The following is a 21,469-nucleotide window of genomic DNA, read 5'->3' on the forward strand; positions in this document are numbered from 1 at the left end:
AAGTTTAATAATATAATAAAAGGGTGATTAATCATGACATGGTTAAAAGATGTAATAGGAACGGAAAAAGCAATTATTGCAATGTGTCATCTATTGCCGTTGCCAGGTGATCCACATTTCGATAAAGAAAAAGGGATGGAATATGTTATAGAAATGGCAAGAAGGGATTTACACGCTTTACAAGAAGGTGGAGTGGACGCAGTGATGTTCTCTAACGAGTTCAGCTTACCTTATCTTACAAATGTTAAAACAGAAACTGTTGCTGCAATGGCACGTATTATTGGGGAGTTAATGCAGGATATTAAAGTTCCATTTGGTGTGAATGTTTTATGGGATGCTAAAAAGTCATTAGATTTGGCAGCAGCAACAGGTGCTAAATTTGTTCGTGAAATTTTTACCGGTGTTTATGCAAGTGATTTTGGTACATGGGACACCAATGTAGGAGAAACGATCCGTCATCAGTACAGAATTGGTGCGGAAAATGTTAAACTTTTGTTTAATATTGTACCTGAGGCTGCTAAATATTTAGCAGATCGAGATATTGAGAGTATTGCTAAATCAACAGTTTTTAATAATAGGCCTGATGCATTATGCGTATCTGGTCTGACTGCCGGGGTAGGAACGGATGTTGCCTTGCTATCAAGGGTAAAAGAAGTGGTTCCAAACACAGTTGTTTTTGCTAACACAGGGGTACGGTTAGAGAATCTAGAGGAACAATTATCAATTGCCGATGGAGCAGTAACGGGTACCACTTTTAAATATGAAGGAAAGTTTGAGAATCATGTAGACGTTAATCGTGTAAGGGAGTTTATGGATAAAGTTAAGGCTTTTCGATCAAGTTTGTAGTTTAAGATTCTCTTAAATGAGGTAACCTTTACATTGAAGTTTAGACTCCTTTAATTAATTCAATTGAGCAGATTCCAATCGTTAAAATAACCCCATCCATTCATCAAAAGGTGGGGTTTTTATTTTGTCCGAAATCTCCTAGTCCACTAGCCGATATAACCTCAATGGACGGCCCACGGTTCCGTATTGTTGTTCTTCCATCAATTCGTGTTCTTCCACCAAATGAGAAAGATACGTTCTGGTGGTGGATAGACTGACACCGGCTAACTTGGCAATTTGATCAGCGCTCAAGGGACTGGCTGAGTTGGAAAAGCATTTTTTTATTTTTTCCAATGTCCGTAAATCAATCCCTTTTTGATAGAGTGGAAGTGCAGTTGATTCCGAGATTCGCAGCTTTTTTAAATCATCTACAGTTCCTTGATCCAAAAGGGTGGAACTTGATAAGCGTGATTTAAATTTCAAATACTTATGTAAGGAGGTTTTCAGCTGGTTCAAATCAAAGGGCTTGATTAAATAATCGATAATACCGAAACGAAATCCGTCTTCGACAACTGCAAGCTCTTTTGCAGCTGTTATCAAAATCACGTCACAGCGTTTATTTTGCATGCGAATGGCTCGAAGCAGCTCAATTCCAGAACAATCGGGAAGATAGACATCCAGCAGCACTAAATCCGGTTCCACCGATTCAAGCATCATGATCGCTTCTTCGTAGTTATGGGCAGTCCCCGCCAACTGATATCCTTTCTGTGCAGAGATATATTTACCATGCATTCTGGCAATCATGAAATCATCATCCACCACCATTACCCGTAAAGCTTGATCATCCATCCTTATCCCTCCGTAAGTGGTAAGCTAACTTGTAATATTGCTCCTTCTGACGAAGAACTCATCTCGACAGTTCCATTTAATCGTGAAACTAGACGTGAAACTAAAGCTAAGCCAAATCCCCGGCCTTCCCCTTTTGTTGTACCGCCATCCGCAAAAATTTGATCCCCCAGTTCCGGGTCAATCCCTGGTCCATTGTCACTTACTTGTAAAATCAGCTGGTTCCGTTCTTCTTTGATATAGACCGAAATCATCGCTGACCCTTTTTCCTTTGCCACCGTGGTCATGGCTTCCACTGCATTTTCAATCGCATTTCCTAGAATCGTTAAAATCGTTTCCCGATGGGGGCAAATCTCCGATACGGCGGAATTTTCGCTGATGGTTAACCCAATTCCCAGTTCTTTCGCCCGGTGCATTTTTCCAATCAAAACACCGACAATCGCGGGGTCACGCACCCTCGCAAGAAAAAAGTTAAGGACCGTTTGCTGTTCATGATGCACGTCTTCAATGAGGTCTTTTACCAAGTCAAATTCTTTCATTTGAATAAGCCCAGAAATCAGGTGAAGCTTGTTCATAAATTCATGGCGCTGGCTTCTTAGTGTATCAACGTATTGCCCGATATCGGCCAAGCGCTGGTCCATCTGATCGAGCTGCAGTTTATCGCGAAAGCTCGCGACAGCCCCGATCACTTCCCCATCCATTTGCACAGGAACCCTGTTCACCACCACTAATGAATTCCCGATAATCATTGGCTGGTCATAGTGGGAAGTCCCTTCCTCGATGATTTCATTCAGCCTAGAGGTTGGAAGGATGGAGGTGATCGATTTCCCAATGAAATCTCCTGTATTTTGCTCCAGCATGTTTTTCGCTTCCTGGTTGAAGGTCATGATGTTGCCGTCTGTGTCGATGGCCACGATTCCTTCACGAATCGATTCGAGAATGGCCGCTTGCTGCTGGGTGAGGAAAGCAATTTCGTAAGGTTCAAAATTAAGAATTTCCTTTTTTATATGACCGGAGAGGACCCAAGCCCCTATTAGACCCACTACCAATGCGACTAAACCAATTCCGATGATTTCGAGAATGAGAGAGGTAAGTTTTTTCCATATATTCTCCATGGTAAAACCTACAGAAACTACGCCAATTTGATGATGCTTTTCATTAAAAACAGGATATTTCCCACGGATGGAATATCCGAGAGTCCCCTTTGCCATTGTAATACTCCCATGGCCGGAGAGAACCTGTTTGTCATCATCCCCCACCATATGCTTGCCAATCTGGGTGGTGTTGGGATGGCTGTAGCGAATTAAGTTCATATTGGAAACCACAATAAATTGCGCCCCTGATTCTTTTCGGATATCTTCCGCGATGGGCTGGATGATGGAAGAGGGATTTGGATTTTTAAAGGCTTGAACCACTTCCGGCAGGCCCGCTACTGTTTTGGCTACAGACAACGCATTACTTCCTGTCTCCTTATACTCCCGGTGAACCATAATCAAGGAAAGAGTCACGATAAAAAGGATAAGGACAAAAAGGAGATTTACTAAGATCAGAAGATTCATTTTCGTTCGTAACTTCACTTTTCTTTTTTTACCCTTCAAGCTTATCCACATCCTAGTTTGCCTCAATGAAGTTAATTTTCAGAAAAATATGACTATCCTTATTTTAAAGTAGATACTGAATGCTAGTCTATATAAAAATAGTCATTTTTCGCGTTGTGTAAATCGTTTTAATTGTGTTTATTCTCTTTATTAACGATATCGTGTAAACGTTTTCGCAATGTTTTGAATTTTCTATAATCAAACTTGTAAACGTTGAGAAAAAATAATGAAATGGGGGAATCAAGTGGGTGCAGTGGAGAAAAAGGTGTATCGGGCCATGACAGATTCAACTCCAACCATGATGGAGTTAAACGGTGTGACAAAGGAGTTTGTTAAGCCAACTGGAGAAGTTCATACCGTATTGCGCAATATTGATTTGAAAATTCCAAAAGGGGAGTTTGTTTCCATTGTGGGACCAACGGGTTGTGGGAAATCGACTACCTTAAGCTTGATCGCCGGGTTTGAACCACCATCTGCCGGGGAGGTTCTGATTTCTGGTGAAAAATTAGAGGGAATTAACCCAAGGGCTGCCTGTGTTTTTCAAACAGAAAATGCTTTTCCTTGGAAAACGGTCATTGACAATGTTTCGCTTGGGCTGCGAATGCGGGGCAGACCCAAAGCGGATGCCTATGAGGAGGCAAGAAAATGGATTGCCCGCGTTGGACTCAAAGGATTTGAGGGGCATTATCCTTCCCAGCTTTCCGGAGGGATGCGTAAGCGGGTTGCATTAGCACAATGCCTCATTGTTCAACCCGAAATTCTTCTAATGGACGAGTCATTTTCGGCCCTTGATGTCCACACAAGACATTTAATGGAAGATGAATTGCTAAGGATTTGGGAAGAAACCTCTGCATCCGTCTTTTTTATCACACATGATTTGGAGGAAGCGATTGCCTTAAGTGATCGAGTGATTGTTCTTACAGCGGGGCCGGGGGCAACGATTAAAGGGGATTATCGGATTGATTTGCCAAGACCGCGAAATGTAGCTGAAATAAGCTTTGATCCTGCTTTTATGAGAATCCATAAGCAGATTTGGGAAGATTTGAAGGATGAGGTGATGATTAGTTATGAGAACGCAAACAAACTCCATTCCAAATCCAGCTAATCCGGAAGTGGTTTCACGTAAAGCGGAAATGCGGAGAAAGGCAGTAAAACTTCGGGCGCGAAACCTAAGCCTGCAATTAACGCTGTTTATCCTGCTTATGGGCTCTTGGCAATATCTATCCAGTCGAAACATCATTGATCCTTTCTTTTTCTCGAGTCCTTTTGATATTGCCAAGCATATATGGGGATGGGCGTTGAATGGAACAACGGCCGGTCCGCTTTATAAGCAATTCATCATTACTTTTGAAGAAACGATTCTTTCTTTTGTATTGGGTGGGATTGCCGGAATTATTTTTGGCTATGCACTGGGAATGAACGAGCTGCTATCCGTGATTTTAGGACCTTATATTAAAATGATCAATGCGATTCCACGGGTGGTCCTTGTCCCAATCTTTATTTTATGGTTTGGTCTTGGGATGTCGTCAAAGGTTGCTTCAGGATTAGTGCTTACGTTCTTCATCGTATTCTTTAATGCTTTTCAAGGGGTTAGAGAAGTCGATCGAAATTTAGTCAACAATGCTCGATTATTAGGTGCTAGCAAACGCCAATTAGCTAGACACGTTATTATACCATCCGCCCTGACATGGATTCTTTCAAGCTTACATTCTAGCTTTGGTTTTGCCTTAATTGGGGCTGTAGTGGGGGAGTTCATTGGCGCTACAGAGGGACTCGGATACTTAATTGCCCAAGCACAGGGGGCATTTGATACCACTGGGGTATTTGCAGGAATGGTCATTCTATCCATCACCGCCTTGATTGCCGATTGGGGAGTATCAAAACTGGAAAAACGATTTATCGCATGGCGGCATATCCGTCAATAAGTTTGGGCTTTTCTTAATTCGCGGATAACATGGCTGAATTCGCTGAATAAAACCTTTAATTCGCTGATAAAGAGGCTGAATTCGCTGATAAAACCTTTAATTCGCTGATAAAGGGACTAGATTCGCCGATAAAGCTGTTAGGAGGAGAAATTTTACACTTTCAGAAGCCTTTCTTAGTATAAGAAAACAAACTATTTTTAAAAATAAGGGGGAATTACACATGGGTAAGACGATGAAAAGATTAAGTATCGGGGTTTCAGGTATGGCTGTTGCAGCCATGCTTCTCACTGGCTGTTCTTCCAATTCTTCAACTGCCGCATCAACCACACCTAAAAACACCAGCAGTACAAAGGGTACACCAAAAGTCTCGATCATGGTGGGAGGCTTAGAGAAAATTATTTACCTGCCTTATATGCTTGCTGAAAAACTGGGGTATTACAAGGACGCAGGAGTGACAGTTACACTTGTCGAGGAAAGTGCTGGTCAGGATGCGGAATTAGCCCTACTAGCAGGTCAGGTGGATGGTGCAGGCGGTTTTTATGACCATACGCTTGATTTACAGACAAAGGGGAAAAAGGTGGAAGCGGTTGTCACGATGGCTGACGTTCCGGGCGAACAGCTGATGGTCGCCAATCGCTTAAAGGATAAGGTAAAAACATTAGCGGATTTGAAAGGACTTACCATTGGTGTCACGGGACTTGGGTCATCCACCAACATGCTTGCAAGCTATAATGTCGTCAAAGGCGGCAATAAAGAGAGCGATTACAAACCGCTGCCTGTAGGAGCCGGTCAAACGTTAATTGCAGCGATGCAAAATAAACGAATTGATGCTGCTGTTACAAGTGAACCAACTGCTTCCCTTCTTAAAAATAAACATTTGGCCTACACCTTTGTGGACATGAACTCAAAAGAGGGCACAGAAAAAGCATTAGGGGGAAGATATGCTGCAACCAGTTTATATATGACGAACGATTATGTGAAGGCGCATCCGGATGTTGTCCAAAAATTAGCCAATGCCTATGTACGGACATTAAAATGGATGAGCACCCATACTCCTGAGGAAATCGCCGACAAATTGCCTGAAGAGTATTATGCCGGGGATAAAGCCTTGTATATCCAAGCACTAAAGGGACAGCTTCCGATGTTTACAACGGACGGAAAAATGCCGAATGGGGTACCGGAAAATGTTAAAAAAATTCTTTCTGCCTTTAAACCTGTACAAAATGTTGATCTCAGCCAGACTTATACGAATGATTTTGTGAATAAAGTGCAATAAGTCATGTCAGACCGGGAAGCCGATAGGTGGTTTCCCGGTTTTTTAATGTATAATGTGGGCTATTTTTTTGGATATCAACAAATTTTAGCTCGATATCAACACAAAATTTGATTATATCAACACATTTTGCCTGGATATCGACACAGATTCTGATTATATCAACACTTTTTCGCAGGATATCAACATATTTTGGGGATATATCAACAATTCGGCTGAAAATCTACATCAATCATTAACTTATCCACAGCCTACTGGTCGTTTTGATTAGCCACGTGCTCCTGTCACTCTTTTAGTAAATCCACTTATTATGGCTTACTTGGAAAGGTAGTCTGTGTAGGCTTTTACCTTGTATGATTCGACGATTAGAGCACAGACTAAAAGGATGAAAGTCGGTAAATGGAGTTAGTACGATGCAAAAATATTTTCAAATTCCTTCAAAACTCGATTCATTTCGCCTTTTTTCCGTACAGCACCTTTTAACGATCGGGATTATTTTTGTACTTTGTTTTCTCCTGTTCGTTATGCGGAAGGAGCTAAAGAAAAATAGGAACCAAAGGATTTTCCGTTTCTCTCTCGCCATTCTCTTAGTTGCTTCTGATGTTTCGTATCATCTTTGGCTTATCAAAGAGCATGCATGGTCCATAAGGAGAGATTTGCCACTGCATCTTAGTGATCTTGTTGTCATCCTTGCCGTTGTCATGTTGCTTTTGAGAAGCTATAAACTTTTTCAATTCATGTATTTTGCGGCGCTGGGCAGTTCCATTCAGGCCCTCTTGACGCCTAGCCTTGATAGATTTTCGTTTCCTCACTTTCGATATATTGAGTTTTTTGTTTCACATGGAGGGGTAGTATTGGCTTGTTTGTTTATGGTGGCGGCCTTCCATTATCGGCCAACCATCTTTTCCATGTGGGTAACCATTCTGCTCGTGAATCTATATGCAATTTGTGTTTTTGTCCTTAATAAATTACTTGGCGCGAACTACCTTTATATCATGAAAAAACCTGAATCCGCTTCTCTTTTAGATTATCTTGGTCCGTGGCCGTGGTATCTTCTTTCATTAGAACTGGTGATGATTCTGAGTTTTTATATACTCTATAGTCCCTTTTGGATTAAAAGAAGATATCAACATACATCTTGATTTTATCAACAAATTTTCTGAAGATATCCACAAATTTCACATGGATATCCACAAATTTTGGGGATATATCAACAATTGGGCAGGAAATCTACATAAATCAGTAACTTATCCACAAATAAAAAACCACACTGAAATTAAATCCAGTGTGGTTTGTTACATTTTTACGCTACTTTATTAATATCAATCTTTTTGCCTTCCTTACGACGTTTGTTAAATTCAGCTGTTGCTGTGAATAGGACGTCTGTGGAAGAGTTAAGTGCTGTTTCACAAGAATCTTGTAGAACACCTACGATAAAGCCTACACCTACCACCTGCATGGCAACATCATTTGAAATTCCAAATAAGCTACATGCAAGAGGGATCAATAATAAGGATCCGCCGGCAACACCTGAAGCACCGCAAGCACATACAGCAGATAGAACGCTGAGGATGATGGCTGTCGGGATATCCACATGAATGCCAAGTGTATGAACGGCTGCAAGTGTTAAAACAGAAATCGTAACGGCCGCACCTGCCATGTTAACGGTAGCACCTAATGGAATCGATACAGAATACGTATCCTTATCTAAACCTAGTTTTTCACATAATTTCATATTAACCGGGATGTTTGCTGCTGAACTGCGTGTGAAGAATGCTGTAATTCCGCTTTCCTTTAAGCACTGTAATACAAGTGGATACGGGTTTTGGCGGATTCCCACGTATACGATCAATGGATTTACAACAAGAGCAACAAAGAACATACAGCCGATTAAAACGACTAGTAATTTTCCATAGCTTAATAGAGAACCGAGTCCGTTTGCGGTAATCGAATCAAATACGAGACCCATGATGCCAAGTGGGGCAAATTTGATAACCCAAGTAACCACTTTCGAGATCGCATCGGAAAAATTGGCAATCACGGTTTTGGTTGAATCTGAGGCGTTTTTTAACGCAAAGCCTAGAACGACTGCCCAAGCTAAGATACCGATATAGTTCGCATTGAAAAGGGCTTTTACCGGGTTATCCACAAGGTTCATCAGTAAGGTTTTGAGGACATCTGCTACACCGCCCGGAGGTGTAAGATCCCCGGCACCTGCTCCCAGTTTTAGACCTACCGGGAAGATGAAGCTAACAATAACGGCGATCAGTCCTGCCAAAAAGGTTCCTAACAGGTAAAGAACAATAATGGATTTCATGTTGGTTTTGTGACCGCTTTTGTGTTGAGCGATAGCGGACATAACTAAGAATAGTACGAGTACGGGTGCAACGGCTTTTAGTGCACCGACAAACAGGGAACCAAAGATGGCAATTGGTTTTGCTGTATCAGGTATTGCTACAGCTAGGATAATCCCAATAATTAATCCGATAATAATTTGTTTTACTAGACTTATTTGATTCCACTTTTTCAGTAAATCTTTCATCAATTCGACCTCCGCTAGTATAAGATAAAATGCAACAATCTAGGGCCATTCTGTCCTTGGACCTAGGGTTAACCTTGCAATTAGAAAGCCAATATTATCGCAATTATTTCTATAAAACTATTCAATTAATAATATTATAGTGAAAATTTAGATATATTACAATAGTAATATGGGTCTGACCTCTACTCAACTAAAGTTTAAAGTGGTGAAGTATTGCAGTAAACTGGTACTTCGATGCAATCACCGTGGAATACAAGCAACAGCACATTAAAGGGGATGAAACCGCCATCAAAATGATTTAACCGATGGTAGTATTAAAGATAAGAATACAAGTTTTACTCTAAAGGAGTGTTACATATGGTGAAGGTACTAGTTGAGAAGGGAATTGAAGAGTTAGCGATCAATACGATTCGAACTTTGTCCATTGATGCGATTGAAAAGGCTAATTCTGGACATCCTGGAATGCCTATGGGAGCGGCGCCAATGGCCTATACCTTATGGGCGAGGGAGATGAATCATAATCCGCTGAACCCGAACTGGGTGAACAGAGACCGCTTTGTTTTATCGGCAGGCCATGGATCAATGCTCCTGTATAGCTTGCTGCACCTATTCGGCTATGATGTGACCATGGATGATTTGCAAAATTTCCGTCAATGGGGCAGTAAAACACCTGGTCATCCTGAGGTTGGACATACACCTGGTGTTGAAGCGACAACCGGGCCGTTAGGACAAGGTGTGGCGATGGCAGTTGGTATGGCAATGGCAGAGCGTCATTTGGCAGGTACGTATAACAAGGAAAACTATCCTGTAATCGATCATTATACCTATGGCATATGCGGGGATGGCGATTTAATGGAAGGAGTTTCGGCTGAGGCAGCATCCCTTGCAGGACACCTACAGCTTGGCCGTCTCATTGTTTTATATGATTCCAATAATATTTCATTGGATGGAGACCTGGACCATGCTTTTTCTGAAAAAGTAGAAGACCGTTTTGCAGCCTATGGCTGGCAGGTCATCCGTGTCGAAGACGGAAATGATGTTGACGAGATTCAAAACGCCTTGCAAGAAGCGAAAGCAGATCTCGAGCGCCCAACATTAATCGAGGTGAAAACGACGATTGGTTTCGGTTCTCCGAATAAATCGGGGAAATCTGCCTCCCATGGTGCGCCGCTTGGTGCGGATGAGGCAAGGTTAACGAAAGCAGCCTACAATTGGAACGGAGAAAAACCGTTTTTTGTACCGGAAGGAGCCGCCCATCATTTTAAACAGCTGGCGAGTCTTGGGCAGCAAAAAGAAGCAGCTTGGAATGAGCTTTTTGAAAACTATAAAAATGAATATCCTGAGCTTGCAGGACAATTGGAAACAGCCTTAAACGGGAAACTTCCTGACAAGTGGGAAGAGGGACTGCCTGAGTTTGCGGCTGGAGAAGGATTGGCTACAAGAGAATCATCCGGAAAAACGTTAAATGCTGCCGCTAAGGTGATTCCACAATTAATCGGTGGGTCTGCTGATTTGGCAAGCTCGAACAAAACACTTCTTGCTTCAGAAGGGAATTTTGGTTCTGATGGATATGCGGCCAGAAATATTTGGTTTGGTGTCAGGGAGTTTGCGATGGGGGCAGCGATGAATGGAATGGCTCTGCATGGCGGAGTGAAAGTGTTTGGTGCGACCTTCTTTGTCTTTTCCGATTATCTAAGACCTGCGATTCGACTTGCTGCCTTAATGAAGCTACCTGTTACCTATGTATTTACGCATGACAGTGTGGCGGTCGGGGAAGATGGGCCTACCCATGAGCCAATTGAGCAGTTAGCCTCTTTAAGGGCCATGCCGGGTCTATCTGTGATTCGTCCTGCGGATGCGAAGGAAACGGCGGCAGCATGGCGATTGGCGCTTGAAAGTAAGGATACACCGACGGCTTTAGTGCTTTCACGCCAAAGTCTGCAAACATTAGATTTAGCGAGTCCTGTGGTTTTTGAAGGGGTAAAACGCGGCGGTTATATCGTTTCAGAGGCAAATGGAGAGGCTGCAGGGTTACTTCTTGCTACCGGTTCTGAAGTGTCACTTGCGATTGCGGCACAGAAGGAACTTGAAAAAAGAGAGATTCATGTATCGGTTGTCAGCTTGCCAAGCTGGGATCGTTTTGAACAGCAGTCGGTAGAATATAAAGAAAGCATCCTTCCGAAACATCTAAAGGCTCGTCTTGCGGTTGAGCTGGGGGCTTCACTGGGTTGGAGAGAATATATTGGCGAGCACGGGGACAAAATCACGATTGATCATTTTGGTGCATCTGCCCCGGCTAGTAAACTATTTGAAGAGTATGGTTTTACAGTTGGAAATGTTGTTAATAGATTTAAAGCGTTATTGGAGAAGATGAATTAAAGAAAAGGGGAATTTACTATTATGGCTGAAAAAACATTTATTGTAATCGATGAAACCGGTATTCATGCACGTCCTGCAACAACACTTGTACAAACGGCAAGTCAATTTGCCTCCACTATTCAAATCGAATATAATGCTAAAAAGGTAAACTTAAAATCGATTATGGGAGTTATGTCTTTAGGAATTCCAAAAGGAGCAGAAATTAAACTTTCTGCAGAGGGTGCAGATGCTGTTCAAGCGATTGCAGCTTTAGAAGAGACGATTGTAAAGGCAGAGTTAGCAAAATAATCTTATTGGTTTTGGCCGATTATAGGCAGAAGGGTAAGTTGACCTTCTGCCTTTTTATGTTAGAGTGCACAAATATTGTCGAATGCTTATGGCACTCTGTCTGAATAATAAGAAAGTTCATCATCATGTTGCACAATTTACAGGTAACAAATGGCTATGAAAGCGCATCAAAAAATTCGTTGAGGTCTGATAAACTTAAAAACAGATAGGGGGAATCATTCATGTACTTAGATGAAAGGAGCAATACATTATTAAAAGAGGTCATTGGAAACCCCGAAATATCGAATGCCAGACTGGAAAAAAAGTATCAATTGTCCCGGAGACAAATTAGCTATAGTTTTAACAAAATCAATGATTGGCTAGAGGAAAAAAACTATCCATCCATCAAAAGAACCAATAGTGGAAAATTCATTGTCAATCCCATTTTGATTGAACTCTTTGGCGATAAGGTGGAACCCTCTCAGAAAAAATATATTCCTTCTGAAAAAGAAAGAGCTCAGCTGATTTTATTAATGATTTTAAGCAGTGAAGAGGAATTATCATTGGTTCATTTCACCTCTGAGATCGAGGTCAGTAAAAATACGATTTTAAGGGATTTGAAGATTGCCCAAGGAATGGTCAGCCACTATGATCTAGAAATTGTTTACTCAAGAATCAATGGCTACGATTTAGCAGGGTCAGAATGGGATAAGAGAAAGCTGTTAGTGGATGTCTTACAGTCCGTATTTAACATGTATAACGGTGATTGGTATATCGATGAATTCATCGGAATTCCAGAAGAGAAGATCAAAAAGCTTAAACAGCAAATGGAAGAGATTGAAAACACACTCCATCTAAAATTCAGTGATGACAGATTAAAGCTCCTTCCATATGTCATTGCCATTCTACTTGGACGAATAGGGAAGAACAAGCTAATCGCGGACCATTATCATATTGACTATGAGGAATTATCGGATACGAAGGAATATGAGGCAGCTGAAATTCTTATTCAAGATGGGATTGACGTACCGAAGGCCGAGCGGTTGTTTCTTACCTTACAGCTTTTGACATCAAATGTATTAAAGTCTGAATTCTTAACAAAGAATGAATTACCCCAATTCATACAAGCGCTTAATGATAGTTTATCCCTATTTGAAAAAAAGGCCTGTGTGGTATTAAAGGATAAAAATGCTTTATTAGAAAGGTTAGTCCTTCATATGAAGCCTGCCTATTATCGAATTAAATATCACTTAACCACGAATTACACCATGATCGAAAAAGTAAGTGATGAATTTGAGGCGATTCATTTTATTGTGAAGGATTCGGTGAAACCGCTTGAGGAATATATCGGGGCACCGATACCGGAAAGTGAAATCATGTTCCTGACCATCTTTCTTGGCGGGCATTTAATCAACATCGGGGAAAGAATTCAGAAGAAAAAAAGGGCCGTTGTAGTCTGTCCAAACGGAGTTTCCATCTCCAAATTAATGGAGAACACCTTAAAAGGATTATTTCCTGAAATTTACTTTTATGATGCGTTATCTGTTCGTGAATTTGAAGCTTCTAATAAAGATGATATTGATCTTGTCTTCTCACCGGTTCCGTTGCAGTCGGACAAACAATTATTTCTGGTTGACCGGTTCATCACGGATTTTGAGAAAGTGCAGCTTCGTCAACGAGTCATGAAAGAACTTTTCGGTTTAAATGCTTCGGTCATCAGTGTCGACCACATTGTCAGCATTGTTGAAAAATATGCAAAGATCGAAGAGAAACAATCATTGGTGAATGCTTTACAGAATTATTTTTCAAACCAAGAAATTACTCCAGTCGAGCAGAAAAATGGTTACCTTTTATCCGATTTACTTACACCTGAAACCATTGTGGTCCGTGAGCAGGTACATAGTTGGCATGATGCAATAAAAATTGCCTCCGAACCTTTATTAAATAAGGGAGTGGTTACGGAGCAATACGTTGATACAATGCTGAACCAGTATCCAACGATGTCGCCTCACATTGTCCTTCGGAGAAATATTGCCATTCCGCACGCCAGTCCGGAAGACGGAGTTAATACAATCGGCATGAGTCTATTGAAAATTAAAGATGGTCTGGTGTTTGAAAATAATCGGAAGGTTCATTTCGTTGTTGTGATTGCAGCTGTCGATAAAAGTCAGCATTTTCAAGCCTTAATGCAATTAATGAAGTTGGCCAGCACAGAAAGTGATATTCAAAGGATGATTGAAATGAAGTCGGAAGCAGAAATGTATGACCTTATTCAATCCTATTCTAAATAAACTAGACAAATTGCATGGAGGAGAATTGCATGTCTTTAAAAAGTTTTCTTAAAGATGATTTGATAAAGCTGAATATTGAATGTGAAAACAGGGATCACTTACTTGAAATCCTTGCAGAGGAAGCCTTAAAAAGAGGCTTTGTAACTGAACAATTTTTAGAGAAAGTAAAGGAACGGGAGGCCGCATTCCCAACCGGATTAAGTTTAAGCAAATACAATGTAGCCATCCCACATACAGATCCAGAGCATGTATTTGAACAATTTATTGCGGTTGCTACATTAGAAAAACCTGTTTCCTTCCATTTGATGGATGACAAGAATAAAGAAGCGGATATCGATGTCGTCATCATGCTGGGGCTGAACGAGCCGCATAGTCAGTTAACCGTCTTGCAGCAAATTATGCAAGTAATTCAAGATGAAGCGAAAGTAGAACAAATTAAAAATTCAACAACTGTAAGCGAAGTTCATAGCGTATTCAATTAAGGGGGAAATGAAAATGAAAAAAAGAGTATTAGTCGCATGTGGAGCAGGAATTGCAACCTCAACCGTCGTTTGTGAAAGAGTAGAAAACTTATTAAAAGATAACGCCGTTAATGCAGAAGTGATTCAATGTAAAATCGCCGAGGTCTCTTCTCGTCAAGAAGATGCGGATTTAATTGTATCCACTACTATTTTGCCAACAACCTATAAAATTCCGGCTTTAATTGCCACTTCTTATATTACCGGAATCAATATGGAAGCGTTAGATCAAAAANTTTAATTGCCACTTCTTATATTACCGGAATCAATATGGAAGCGTTAGATCAAAAAATTCTTGACCACTTAAAATAATCAAAATTGTAAACGCTATTTTTCTGAATCCAAAAAATAAACTATTAAATGGAGTGAATGTCATGAAAAAAACAGTATTAGTCGCATGTGGAGCAGGAATTGCAACCTCAACAGTCGTTTGTGAAAGAGTAGAAAACTTATTAAAAGATAACGGTGTCAATGCAGAAGTGATTCAATGTAAAATTGCTGAGGTCTCTTCTCGTCAAGAAGATGCGGATTTAATTGTATCCACTACTATTTTGCCAACAACCTATAAAATTCCGGCATTAATCGCAACATCTTATATTACTGGAATCAATATGGAAGCGTTGGATCAAAAAATTCTTGACCACTTAAAATAAACGCTCAACCACTCTCGTGATGCTAAAAACAGGCAATTCTATATGCTGTTTGAATCTATCATTAATAGAGTTAACGATTTTCTAGTAACGAATTCGGGGGTCTTTATGGATAAATTATTAGCTGGTGTTCAATATGTTTTGAATTTAGGTCCAACGGTCATCTTGCCTATTGCCATTCTTGTTATAGGGTTGATTTTTAGGACAGGCTTTAAGAAAGCGCTTAAGTCGGGGATTACTATTGGAATCGGGTTTGTAGGGATTAACTTAGTCATTGGTTTATTGGTTGATAATTTAGGTCCTGCTGCACAGCATATGGTTGAAAGGTTTGGACTAAATTTAACCGTTATTGATATCGGCTGGCCGGGAGCTGCTGCATTATCATGGGCATCCCCTGTTGCAGCGATTCTGATTCCAGTTTGTTTAGCTGTTAATATTCTCTTAATTGTCTTAAAAGCTACCAAAACTTTAGATATTGATATTTGGAATTATTGGCATTTTATTTCTGCAGGTGCAACTGGTTATGTCATTACAGGCAGCTGGTGGTTTGCGATTCTATGTGCGATTCTTTTCCAAGTCGCAACCTTGTTTGTGGCCGATAAAATGGCTCCAATGGTGCAAAAATTCTATGGGTTAGAGGGAATTTCGTTACCAACCGGATCAACCGCTGCATTTGCCCCAATTGGGATTCTTGTAGGCTGGCTTGTGGCAAAAATTCCGGGGATTAAGAATCTTCATGCTGAGCCAGAAACGATTCAAAAACGCTTTGGTGTTTTTGGTGAGCCGATGATGATGGGGGTCATTTTAGGGATTGTCATTGGTCTTCTCGCAGGTTATGACATTGGCGGTGTTTTGAAAATCGGGATTTCCATGGGAGCCGTTATGCTTTTAATGCCTCGTATGGTAAAAATCCTGATGGAAGGTTTAATTCCGATTTCTGAAGCAGCCCGTACATTTTTACAAAAACGCTATGGCGATCGCCAGCTCTACATAGGATTAGACGCTGCCTTAGCTGTCGGGCATCCGGCGGTTATGTCCACAGCCTTGATGCTTGTACCGATTACTCTATTTTTAGCGGTTATTTTACCAGGTAATAAAGTCCTGCCATTTGGTGACTTGGCAACGATTCCTTTCTATATTGCTTTTGTGGTTGGGTCAAGAAAAGGGAATATTGTCCATTCCTTAATTGCAGGTACGGTCATGATTGCTTTATCTCTTTATATGGCGACAAACTTTGCAGAGGCACATACCCAAATGATGCAAGGAGCTCAATTTAAAATGCCAAAAGGCGCGACATTAATTTCTAGTTTAGATATGGGCGGTAACTTATTTAACTGGATCATCCTGAAATTTGCCCAGTTTTGGCACTCCGTTTTTTAGAGAATAGGAAAGTATTAAACTTTTGACTTTGAGAATTGTCCAGCTCCAGCGCCTAGCCCCTCGAGGTTGCTTCGGTCCTGACGATGAAGTCAAAGAACGACTTCACCGTCAGGCCCTCCAGCACTTGTCGGGGCTGACCAAGGCGCTTGCGCTTTTCTTATTGTTCAGTTGTTAGGAGATGTTCTTATGAAAGCTGCAGTACTACATTCTGAAAATCAGATTGTTTTTCAAGAGATTGAAATTGGCGAACTCAAGCCGGATGAAGTAAAGGTAAAGGTGATGGCTGCGGGAATTTGCGGATCCGATACACACAAAATGGTCAGCAAATGGAAATATCCGCTCCCAGCCATCATGGGTCATGAATTCGCTGGTTATATAGTAGAAAAAGGAAAAGATGTCGTACATGTTGAGGTGGGGGACCGTGTGGCCGGTATTCCATTCGTTCCCTGTAATGACTGTGAGTACTGTTTTCGCGGTCAGTTCTCCCTTTGTGAAAATCATGGAATGGTTGGTTCGAAATCCTTTGGCGCCTTTGCTGAATATGTGAACATTCCAGCGAAAAATGTCTTGCCAATTGGAGATATGGACTTTGAAGATGCGGCCATGATTGAGCCATCGGCGGTTGCATTACATGGTGTACTAAATATTCATCCGCAAATTGGTGATGTGGTAGCGGTCTTCGGTGTTGGGACCATCGGAATTTTAGCGCTTCAATGGTTAAAAGTGGCCGGTGTGAAAGAAATTATAGCCATTGATATTTCTGATAAGAAGTTGCAAGATGCGATCGCACTTGGCTGTGAAAGGACCATCAACCCGCTAAAAGAAAATTTATTGGAGAAAATCCATGAGTATACAAATGGACTGGGCGTTGATATTGCGATTGAATGTGCCGGGTCGAAAATAACCCAAGAGCAATGTTTATTAATTACCCGTAAGCAGGGGAAAGTTGGGTACCTGGGAATTGCCTATTCCGATATCAACCTTTCTGAAAAAGCATTTGAAAACATTTTTCGAAGAGAATTAAAGATTAATGGTTTTTGGAATTCGTATTCCGCTCCATTCCCAGGAAAGGAATGGACCAATACGGTGGAATATGTGAAACAGGGAAAAATTAAGCTAAAAGAATTAATTTCTCATCGATTTGGTTTAGAGGATACACAACAGGCTTTTAATATGATCATTAACCGCGAAGAAGAGTACAACAAGGTAATGATCGTTCCAAATGGGGAGTGAGTTACGTGATGAAATCAGTGATGAAGGTAGAACCTGGCTATGACAATATGAAACTAGTAGAAGTCGAAGAGCCAGTGGTAACAGATGATTTAGTGAAAATTAAGGTAGCTTATACCGGTATTTGTGGTACAGACCTCCATACCTTTACAGGAGAGTACCGGAATGCAAAAACGCCGCTTGTTCTTGGACATGAGTTTTCCGGGATTGTTGCCGAAGTTGGCAAGGACGTTAAAACGGTCAAAGTAGGAGACCGGGTTACCAGTGAGACGACGTTTACCACATGTGGCGAATGTGAATATTGTTTGGAAAAGGATTATAACCTATGTCCTAATCGAAAAGGACTTGGCACACAGGCCGATGGAAGCATGGCGGAATATGTGATTTCTCGTGAGGAAAGTGTTCGAGTATTGTCTGATAAAGTTAGTCTTTTATCTGCGGCTTTAACAGAACCTTTAGCTTGTTGTGTGCATGCTGCATTGGAAAAAACAACGGTAACGAAGGATGATAAGGTTCTCATTTTTGGCCCGGGTCCAATTGGTTTACTGCTTCTTCAAGTTGTCAAAGCACAAGGCGCTTTTGCGATTATGTCTGGAATTACGAAGGATAAACAACGTCTAGAATTAGCGAAATCATTAGGGGCAGATGTGATTGTCGATACACTTGAGGAGAATTTAGAAGAAATCGTGTTCCAGCATACGAATGGGTATGGAGTCGATAAGGTATTTGAATGTTCAGGTGCGGTCCCAGCCCTTAATCAAGGGCTGCCATTGGTGAGGAAAAAAGGAACGTTTGTTCAAGTAGGGATTTTCGCTCACAAAACCAATCCATTGGATCAAGAGTCTATTATTCAAAGAGAGATCCAATATATCGGCACACGCTCGCAAAAGCCGAGCTCCTGGGATATCGCTCTAAGGCTCTTAGAAGAAAACAAAATCGATACCGATAAAATGGTCACGAGAATTGTCCCTTTAGAGGAATGGCGCCAGGGATTTGAAGCGGTCATGTCTGGTGGAGAAATTAAAGTCATTATCGCTTCATAAGAAGTCTGGGGTTCTCTGGCCCTTGCTTCGCTAAAAAAGGGGGAAGATGCAGATAGTATCTTCCCTTTCCTATAGGTTGTTGAGGTATCTCGCTTGGTTATTGGCTGGAGCAGCAACTTTTAAGGTGATAAGTAAACTGGTTTTTACGATATCACCACATGAGAAGTGGTTTTATTTTTTCAATATTTTCCCCAGCGGTTCATACAGCCAATTCACTGCTTGCGTGGGGTTGGGGACCGATGGGAAAAAGATTAGTACTATCGCTAAAATCCCTCCAAGGATCGAAAGCGTGAGAAAAGCTAATTTATCTCTTTTTGGCTTTTGGTTTAGTTTTGGCCATTGGTAGAGAATCATCGCTAAAACTAGCAGTAGACTTCCTAACAAAACTCCCCATTTCATTTGTTGCCCCTTCTTTCACTTAAGAACTCATGCCCTGTCTGCGGATTTTACTTTTTGTTTTGATCAACACCTCTACATTCGGAAAAATTTCATCCCAATGATTTTTTTCCTTGTTCCATCTGTCAGGATATTTACGATGGAAGGCTTCACCAAAGCCGAACACATCTGCTTTCATATCCTTCTGAACAAGTTTCAAGGCGAGTCTTATTCTGCTTTCAATTGCTTTATTTACTTGTTTTTCAATCATTTTCCCTACTTCAGGATTGGATACATCCAATTTTGTTGTATTTTGAACAATATCACTATTTGATTCGGCTTGGAGCGTGATCATCCATTTCCCGTTCTTGATTTTAGGCAATAGCTTTGAACTAGCCTGTGTTAAGTTCACCGAAATATATCCTTCCGTATGAGGTGGTTTTATCGTAACGATGGCTAAGCGAATTTCATCTCTCAGCCAAAGCACGCCCCTTGTGACAGAAGAGTTAATCACGCCAACCATTTTATCCTTCTTGAAAATCGCAGTACCTGTGATATAGGCGATTGTTTGATCTTGCTTTTTTCCTTTCTCAGGGGGCAGGATTTTAATCCAGGGCAGGGCACAATCTCCCGAATCGCCAATCAGCATTTGCGCTAATTTTTTCGTGGTTACATTCATGCCGACTTCATGTTGGACTAATTGATTCAAAACCTCAGACAAGTCTCGCTCAAGCGGTGGCATCAGCTCCAATATGTCCTTTGCTTTTTGTTTACTGACAAAGATTTGTCCGCGCTCCCGAAGCTGCGGATGCCGCATAATAAAATCAATATGGTCACGGATCCCGTCTTTTGCCAGTGCTTCATTAAAAATAAATACCTCACTATGACCCCAGAAAATCGTCCGCGGCAGCTTTTCTTGCAGTTTTGACATGGCATCGGCGATCGTGGTTCCTTCCGCTGACCGGACCAAAACATTGGAGCTATTACCGCTGCTGCTGATTTCCATTGACTGCTGGCTCCCGCCGCCTTTTGGGATAAAGACGAGGACGGTTAGTTCAATTTTGTTATTCGCCTTTTTATCAATTCCTGCAGCCGTTACTAAAGCTAAATCATTTACTTCCTCTCGATCCCAACAGGCTGTTAAAAACAGAACGGTAAAAACAAAGAGAAAAGCGATAGCACTTTTTTTAATGATTTGCTGGGGAATCATTCTGTTTAGATCCTTTCCGTTTTTGAGCTTTCATTCGAATGATGGCAATGAGCCATAAAAGCAGTGGAATCACCACTTGAATCGATAGAATATAAAACGCCCCTGATGTTGCAAGAAAGTGGGAAAGTTCCTGTAAATCACTGGCCGACCATATCCCGCAAAGGATTACCAAGAAGCCAATGGGCAAAACGATGGGACGAAAATCAGAAAGCTTAAGCCATTGGGCTGTGCCAAGTGTAAGGATATAGTAGAAGACGGTAATTTTAATAAATGTTCCTGCAATCCAAATCGCCATGACAATCGACTCTAAATGCTCCAGGAAGTCGGAAATGCTAATATAGCGGGCTGCCACCATGACCGGATAGGTTAAGTGAGAGGTCAAATTTCCAAACAGCATTAGATTCATGATATTCGTGAGTACCATTAAAAATAAAACGCTGCCTACTGAAATCATTCCCCACTTCATTCCTTGAGCCCTTTTTGACAAATACGGTAAGAAAAACGAGACAAGGATGAATTCGCTAAACCAGCTTTGTGGGACGATGGAGCCCATTAAAGAAGGTTTGATTCCTTTTTCCATAATGGGAAGCATATTTTTTATTTCTAAATCCTTAATGAGCATGACGAAAATTAATAGATACAAAAGAATCACAAACGGGACAATCATTTCGGATGCCCTTCCAATGACTTCAATTCCCCCCATAACAGCAAAGGAGCAAACAAGTACCATTGTTCCGATAATGATGACCATGGGCGTTTGGTGCAGAAAGGTCCCGGAGACAAATTCCCCGTATTCTCGAACGATGATGCCGGTTATGTGCCAATAAAAAAGAAGGAAAATGGCTCCGACTACTTTCCCAAAAAATTTCCCGATGATCTGTTCACTATATTCAATGATGGTATCCGTTGGATATAGTTTGTTTAATTGATTGGCGACAAAAAGGACTAAAAAACCAATAACGGAGGCCCAAATGGGTGACAGCCATAGGTCCTGATGCGCTATTTTTGCAGTGATAGCGGGTACGAGAAGGAGAACCGTTGCTGAAATAGCAGGGTTCATCATGAAAGCCATTTGGGTTGGTGAAATTTTTCCGCGTTCGATCATGTCTCATCCACT

At 41.2% G+C, this 21,469-nt stretch carries 20 protein-coding genes; 14 read left to right on the plus strand and 6 right to left on the minus strand.

The features are described 5' to 3' along the window. The first annotated feature begins 33 nt into the window (after positions 1-33). Complete coding sequence (locus ACFQZ9_RS25230; RefSeq protein WP_498946141.1) at positions 34-846, plus strand: BtpA/SgcQ family protein; 813 nt, start codon at positions 34-36, stop codon at positions 844-846. A 138-nt stretch (positions 847-984) separates the two neighbouring features. On the opposite strand, the gene ACFQZ9_RS25235 is transcribed toward ACFQZ9_RS25230, so the two are convergent. Further along, positions 985-1,674 (minus strand): response regulator, encoded by a 690-nt coding sequence (locus ACFQZ9_RS25235; protein ID WP_498946143.1) that lies wholly within the window; start codon positions 1,672-1,674, stop codon positions 985-987. A gap of 2 nt (positions 1,675-1,676) precedes the next feature. Then, positions 1,677-3,269 carry a sensor histidine kinase gene (locus ACFQZ9_RS25240; RefSeq protein WP_498946144.1) on the minus strand — a complete coding sequence of 531 codons (1,593 nt, stop codon included), beginning with the start codon at positions 3,267-3,269 and terminating at the stop codon, positions 1,677-1,679. 244 nt (positions 3,270-3,513) lie between these two features. Between ACFQZ9_RS25240 and ACFQZ9_RS25245 the strand changes: the two genes are divergently transcribed. From ACFQZ9_RS25245 to ACFQZ9_RS25260, 4 genes are all read left to right on the plus strand, one after another. After that, on the plus strand, positions 3,514-4,374 hold the full coding sequence (locus ACFQZ9_RS25245; protein WP_498946146.1) for an ABC transporter ATP-binding protein: 861 nt from the start codon (positions 3,514-3,516) through the stop codon (positions 4,372-4,374). Then, complete coding sequence (locus ACFQZ9_RS25250; RefSeq protein WP_498946148.1) at positions 4,337-5,194, plus strand: ABC transporter permease; 858 nt, start codon at positions 4,337-4,339, stop codon at positions 5,192-5,194. The genes ACFQZ9_RS25245 and ACFQZ9_RS25250 overlap by 38 nt, the downstream gene beginning before the upstream one ends. A gap of 220 nt (positions 5,195-5,414) precedes the next feature. Next, positions 5,415-6,470, plus strand: a complete 1,056-nt coding sequence (locus ACFQZ9_RS25255) for an ABC transporter substrate-binding protein (protein ID WP_498946150.1) — start codon at positions 5,415-5,417, stop codon at positions 6,468-6,470. A gap of 410 nt (positions 6,471-6,880) precedes the next feature. Further along, the gene (locus tag ACFQZ9_RS25260; protein WP_498946151.1) at positions 6,881-7,609 is read left to right on the plus strand and encodes a YwaF family protein; all 729 of its coding nucleotides are present in this window, start codon (positions 6,881-6,883) and stop codon (positions 7,607-7,609) included. Between the two features lie 161 nt (positions 7,610-7,770). On the opposite strand, the gene sstT is transcribed toward ACFQZ9_RS25260, so the two are convergent. After that, entirely contained in the window at positions 7,771-9,009 is a 1,239-nt protein-coding gene (sstT, locus tag ACFQZ9_RS25265; RefSeq protein ID WP_498946152.1) for a serine/threonine transporter SstT, read from the minus strand. Positions 9,010-9,366: 357 nt separating this feature from the next. Here sstT and tkt point away from each other — a divergent pair, with 357 nt between their 5' ends. The 9 genes from tkt to ACFQZ9_RS25310 all read left to right on the plus strand — a co-directional run bounded on the left by tkt (position 9,367) and on the right by ACFQZ9_RS25310 (position 18,767). Next, complete coding sequence (gene tkt / locus ACFQZ9_RS25270; protein ID WP_498946153.1) at positions 9,367-11,388, plus strand: transketolase; 2,022 nt, start codon at positions 9,367-9,369, stop codon at positions 11,386-11,388. Between the two features lie 21 nt (positions 11,389-11,409). After that, positions 11,410-11,676: a phosphocarrier protein HPr gene (locus ACFQZ9_RS25275; RefSeq protein WP_198313745.1), complete on the plus strand. Its 267-nt coding sequence runs from the start codon at positions 11,410-11,412 to the stop codon at positions 11,674-11,676. A 221-nt stretch (positions 11,677-11,897) separates the two neighbouring features. Beyond that, positions 11,898-13,946, plus strand: coding sequence for a BglG family transcription antiterminator (locus ACFQZ9_RS25280; RefSeq protein ID WP_498946154.1), 2,049 nt, complete (start codon positions 11,898-11,900; stop codon positions 13,944-13,946). A gap of 29 nt (positions 13,947-13,975) precedes the next feature. Next, positions 13,976-14,428, plus strand: a complete 453-nt coding sequence (locus ACFQZ9_RS25285; RefSeq protein ID WP_498946155.1) for a PTS sugar transporter subunit IIA — start codon at positions 13,976-13,978, stop codon at positions 14,426-14,428. A gap of 13 nt (positions 14,429-14,441) precedes the next feature. Further along, the gene (locus tag ACFQZ9_RS25290) at positions 14,442-14,705 is read left to right on the plus strand and encodes a PTS sugar transporter subunit IIB (RefSeq protein WP_498946156.1); all 264 of its coding nucleotides are present in this window, start codon (positions 14,442-14,444) and stop codon (positions 14,703-14,705) included. Between the two features lie 133 nt (positions 14,706-14,838). Next, positions 14,839-15,117 (plus strand): PTS sugar transporter subunit IIB, encoded by a 279-nt coding sequence (locus ACFQZ9_RS25295; RefSeq protein ID WP_198313749.1) that lies wholly within the window; start codon positions 14,839-14,841, stop codon positions 15,115-15,117. Between the two features lie 105 nt (positions 15,118-15,222). Further along, positions 15,223-16,494 (plus strand): PTS galactitol transporter subunit IIC, encoded by a 1,272-nt coding sequence (locus ACFQZ9_RS25300; RefSeq protein ID WP_498946158.1) that lies wholly within the window; start codon positions 15,223-15,225, stop codon positions 16,492-16,494. 186 nt (positions 16,495-16,680) lie between these two features. Next, positions 16,681-17,727, plus strand: a complete 1,047-nt coding sequence (locus tag ACFQZ9_RS25305) for a galactitol-1-phosphate 5-dehydrogenase (protein WP_498946159.1) — start codon at positions 16,681-16,683, stop codon at positions 17,725-17,727. An 8-nt stretch (positions 17,728-17,735) separates the two neighbouring features. After that, positions 17,736-18,767, plus strand: a complete 1,032-nt coding sequence (locus tag ACFQZ9_RS25310; protein ID WP_498946178.1) for a zinc-binding dehydrogenase — start codon at positions 17,736-17,738, stop codon at positions 18,765-18,767. 171 nt (positions 18,768-18,938) lie between these two features. Here ACFQZ9_RS25310 and ACFQZ9_RS25315 read toward each other — a convergent pair whose 3' ends face one another. The 3 genes from ACFQZ9_RS25315 to ACFQZ9_RS25325 are packed head-to-tail and all read right to left on the minus strand — an operon-like array spanning position 18,939 to position 21,457. Next, positions 18,939-19,166, minus strand: coding sequence for a hypothetical protein (locus ACFQZ9_RS25315; protein WP_498946161.1), 228 nt, complete (start codon positions 19,164-19,166; stop codon positions 18,939-18,941). Positions 19,167-19,185: 19 nt separating this feature from the next. Beyond that, positions 19,186-20,352, minus strand: coding sequence for a Ger(x)C family spore germination protein (locus ACFQZ9_RS25320; protein WP_498946162.1), 1,167 nt, complete (start codon positions 20,350-20,352; stop codon positions 19,186-19,188). Next, positions 20,330-21,457, minus strand: coding sequence for a GerAB/ArcD/ProY family transporter (locus ACFQZ9_RS25325; RefSeq protein WP_498946163.1), 1,128 nt, complete (start codon positions 21,455-21,457; stop codon positions 20,330-20,332). Before ACFQZ9_RS25325 ends, ACFQZ9_RS25320 begins: the two co-directional genes overlap by 23 nt. Between the last annotated feature and the right edge of the window lie 12 nt (positions 21,458-21,469).

It is taken from the genome of Neobacillus sp. GCM10027624 (assembly GCF_042675345.1).
Taxonomy (GTDB): Bacteria; Bacillota; Bacilli; order Bacillales; family Cytobacillaceae; genus Neobacillus; species Neobacillus cucumis_D.

Coding starts and splice junctions, on each gene's coding strand:
- ACFQZ9_RS25230 (WP_498946141.1), top strand. CDS start 34: ATGACATGGTTAAAAGATGTAATAGGAACGGAAAAAGCAATTATTGCA.
- ACFQZ9_RS25235 (WP_498946143.1), bottom strand. CDS start 1,674: ATGGATGATCAAGCTTTACGGGTAATGGTGGTGGATGATGATTTCATG.
- ACFQZ9_RS25250 (WP_498946148.1), top strand. CDS start 4,337: ATGAGAACGCAAACAAACTCCATTCCAAATCCAGCTAATCCGGAAGTG.
- ACFQZ9_RS25255 (WP_498946150.1), top strand. CDS start 5,415: ATGGGTAAGACGATGAAAAGATTAAGTATCGGGGTTTCAGGTATGGCT.
- ACFQZ9_RS25260 (WP_498946151.1), top strand. CDS start 6,881: ATGCAAAAATATTTTCAAATTCCTTCAAAACTCGATTCATTTCGCCTT.
- sstT (WP_498946152.1), bottom strand. CDS start 9,009: ATGAAAGATTTACTGAAAAAGTGGAATCAAATAAGTCTAGTAAAACAA.
- tkt (WP_498946153.1), top strand. CDS start 9,367: ATGGTGAAGGTACTAGTTGAGAAGGGAATTGAAGAGTTAGCGATCAAT.
- ACFQZ9_RS25275 (WP_198313745.1), top strand. CDS start 11,410: ATGGCTGAAAAAACATTTATTGTAATCGATGAAACCGGTATTCATGCA.
- ACFQZ9_RS25280 (WP_498946154.1), top strand. CDS start 11,898: ATGTACTTAGATGAAAGGAGCAATACATTATTAAAAGAGGTCATTGGA.
- ACFQZ9_RS25285 (WP_498946155.1), top strand. CDS start 13,976: ATGTCTTTAAAAAGTTTTCTTAAAGATGATTTGATAAAGCTGAATATT.
- ACFQZ9_RS25295 (WP_198313749.1), top strand. CDS start 14,839: ATGAAAAAAACAGTATTAGTCGCATGTGGAGCAGGAATTGCAACCTCA.
- ACFQZ9_RS25300 (WP_498946158.1), top strand. CDS start 15,223: ATGGATAAATTATTAGCTGGTGTTCAATATGTTTTGAATTTAGGTCCA.
- ACFQZ9_RS25305 (WP_498946159.1), top strand. CDS start 16,681: ATGAAAGCTGCAGTACTACATTCTGAAAATCAGATTGTTTTTCAAGAG.
- ACFQZ9_RS25310 (WP_498946178.1), top strand. CDS start 17,736: ATGAAATCAGTGATGAAGGTAGAACCTGGCTATGACAATATGAAACTA.
- ACFQZ9_RS25315 (WP_498946161.1), bottom strand. CDS start 19,166: ATGAAATGGGGAGTTTTGTTAGGAAGTCTACTGCTAGTTTTAGCGATG.
- ACFQZ9_RS25320 (WP_498946162.1), bottom strand. CDS start 20,352: ATGATTCCCCAGCAAATCATTAAAAAAAGTGCTATCGCTTTTCTCTTT.
- ACFQZ9_RS25325 (WP_498946163.1), bottom strand. CDS start 21,457: ATGATCGAACGCGGAAAAATTTCACCAACCCAAATGGCTTTCATGATG.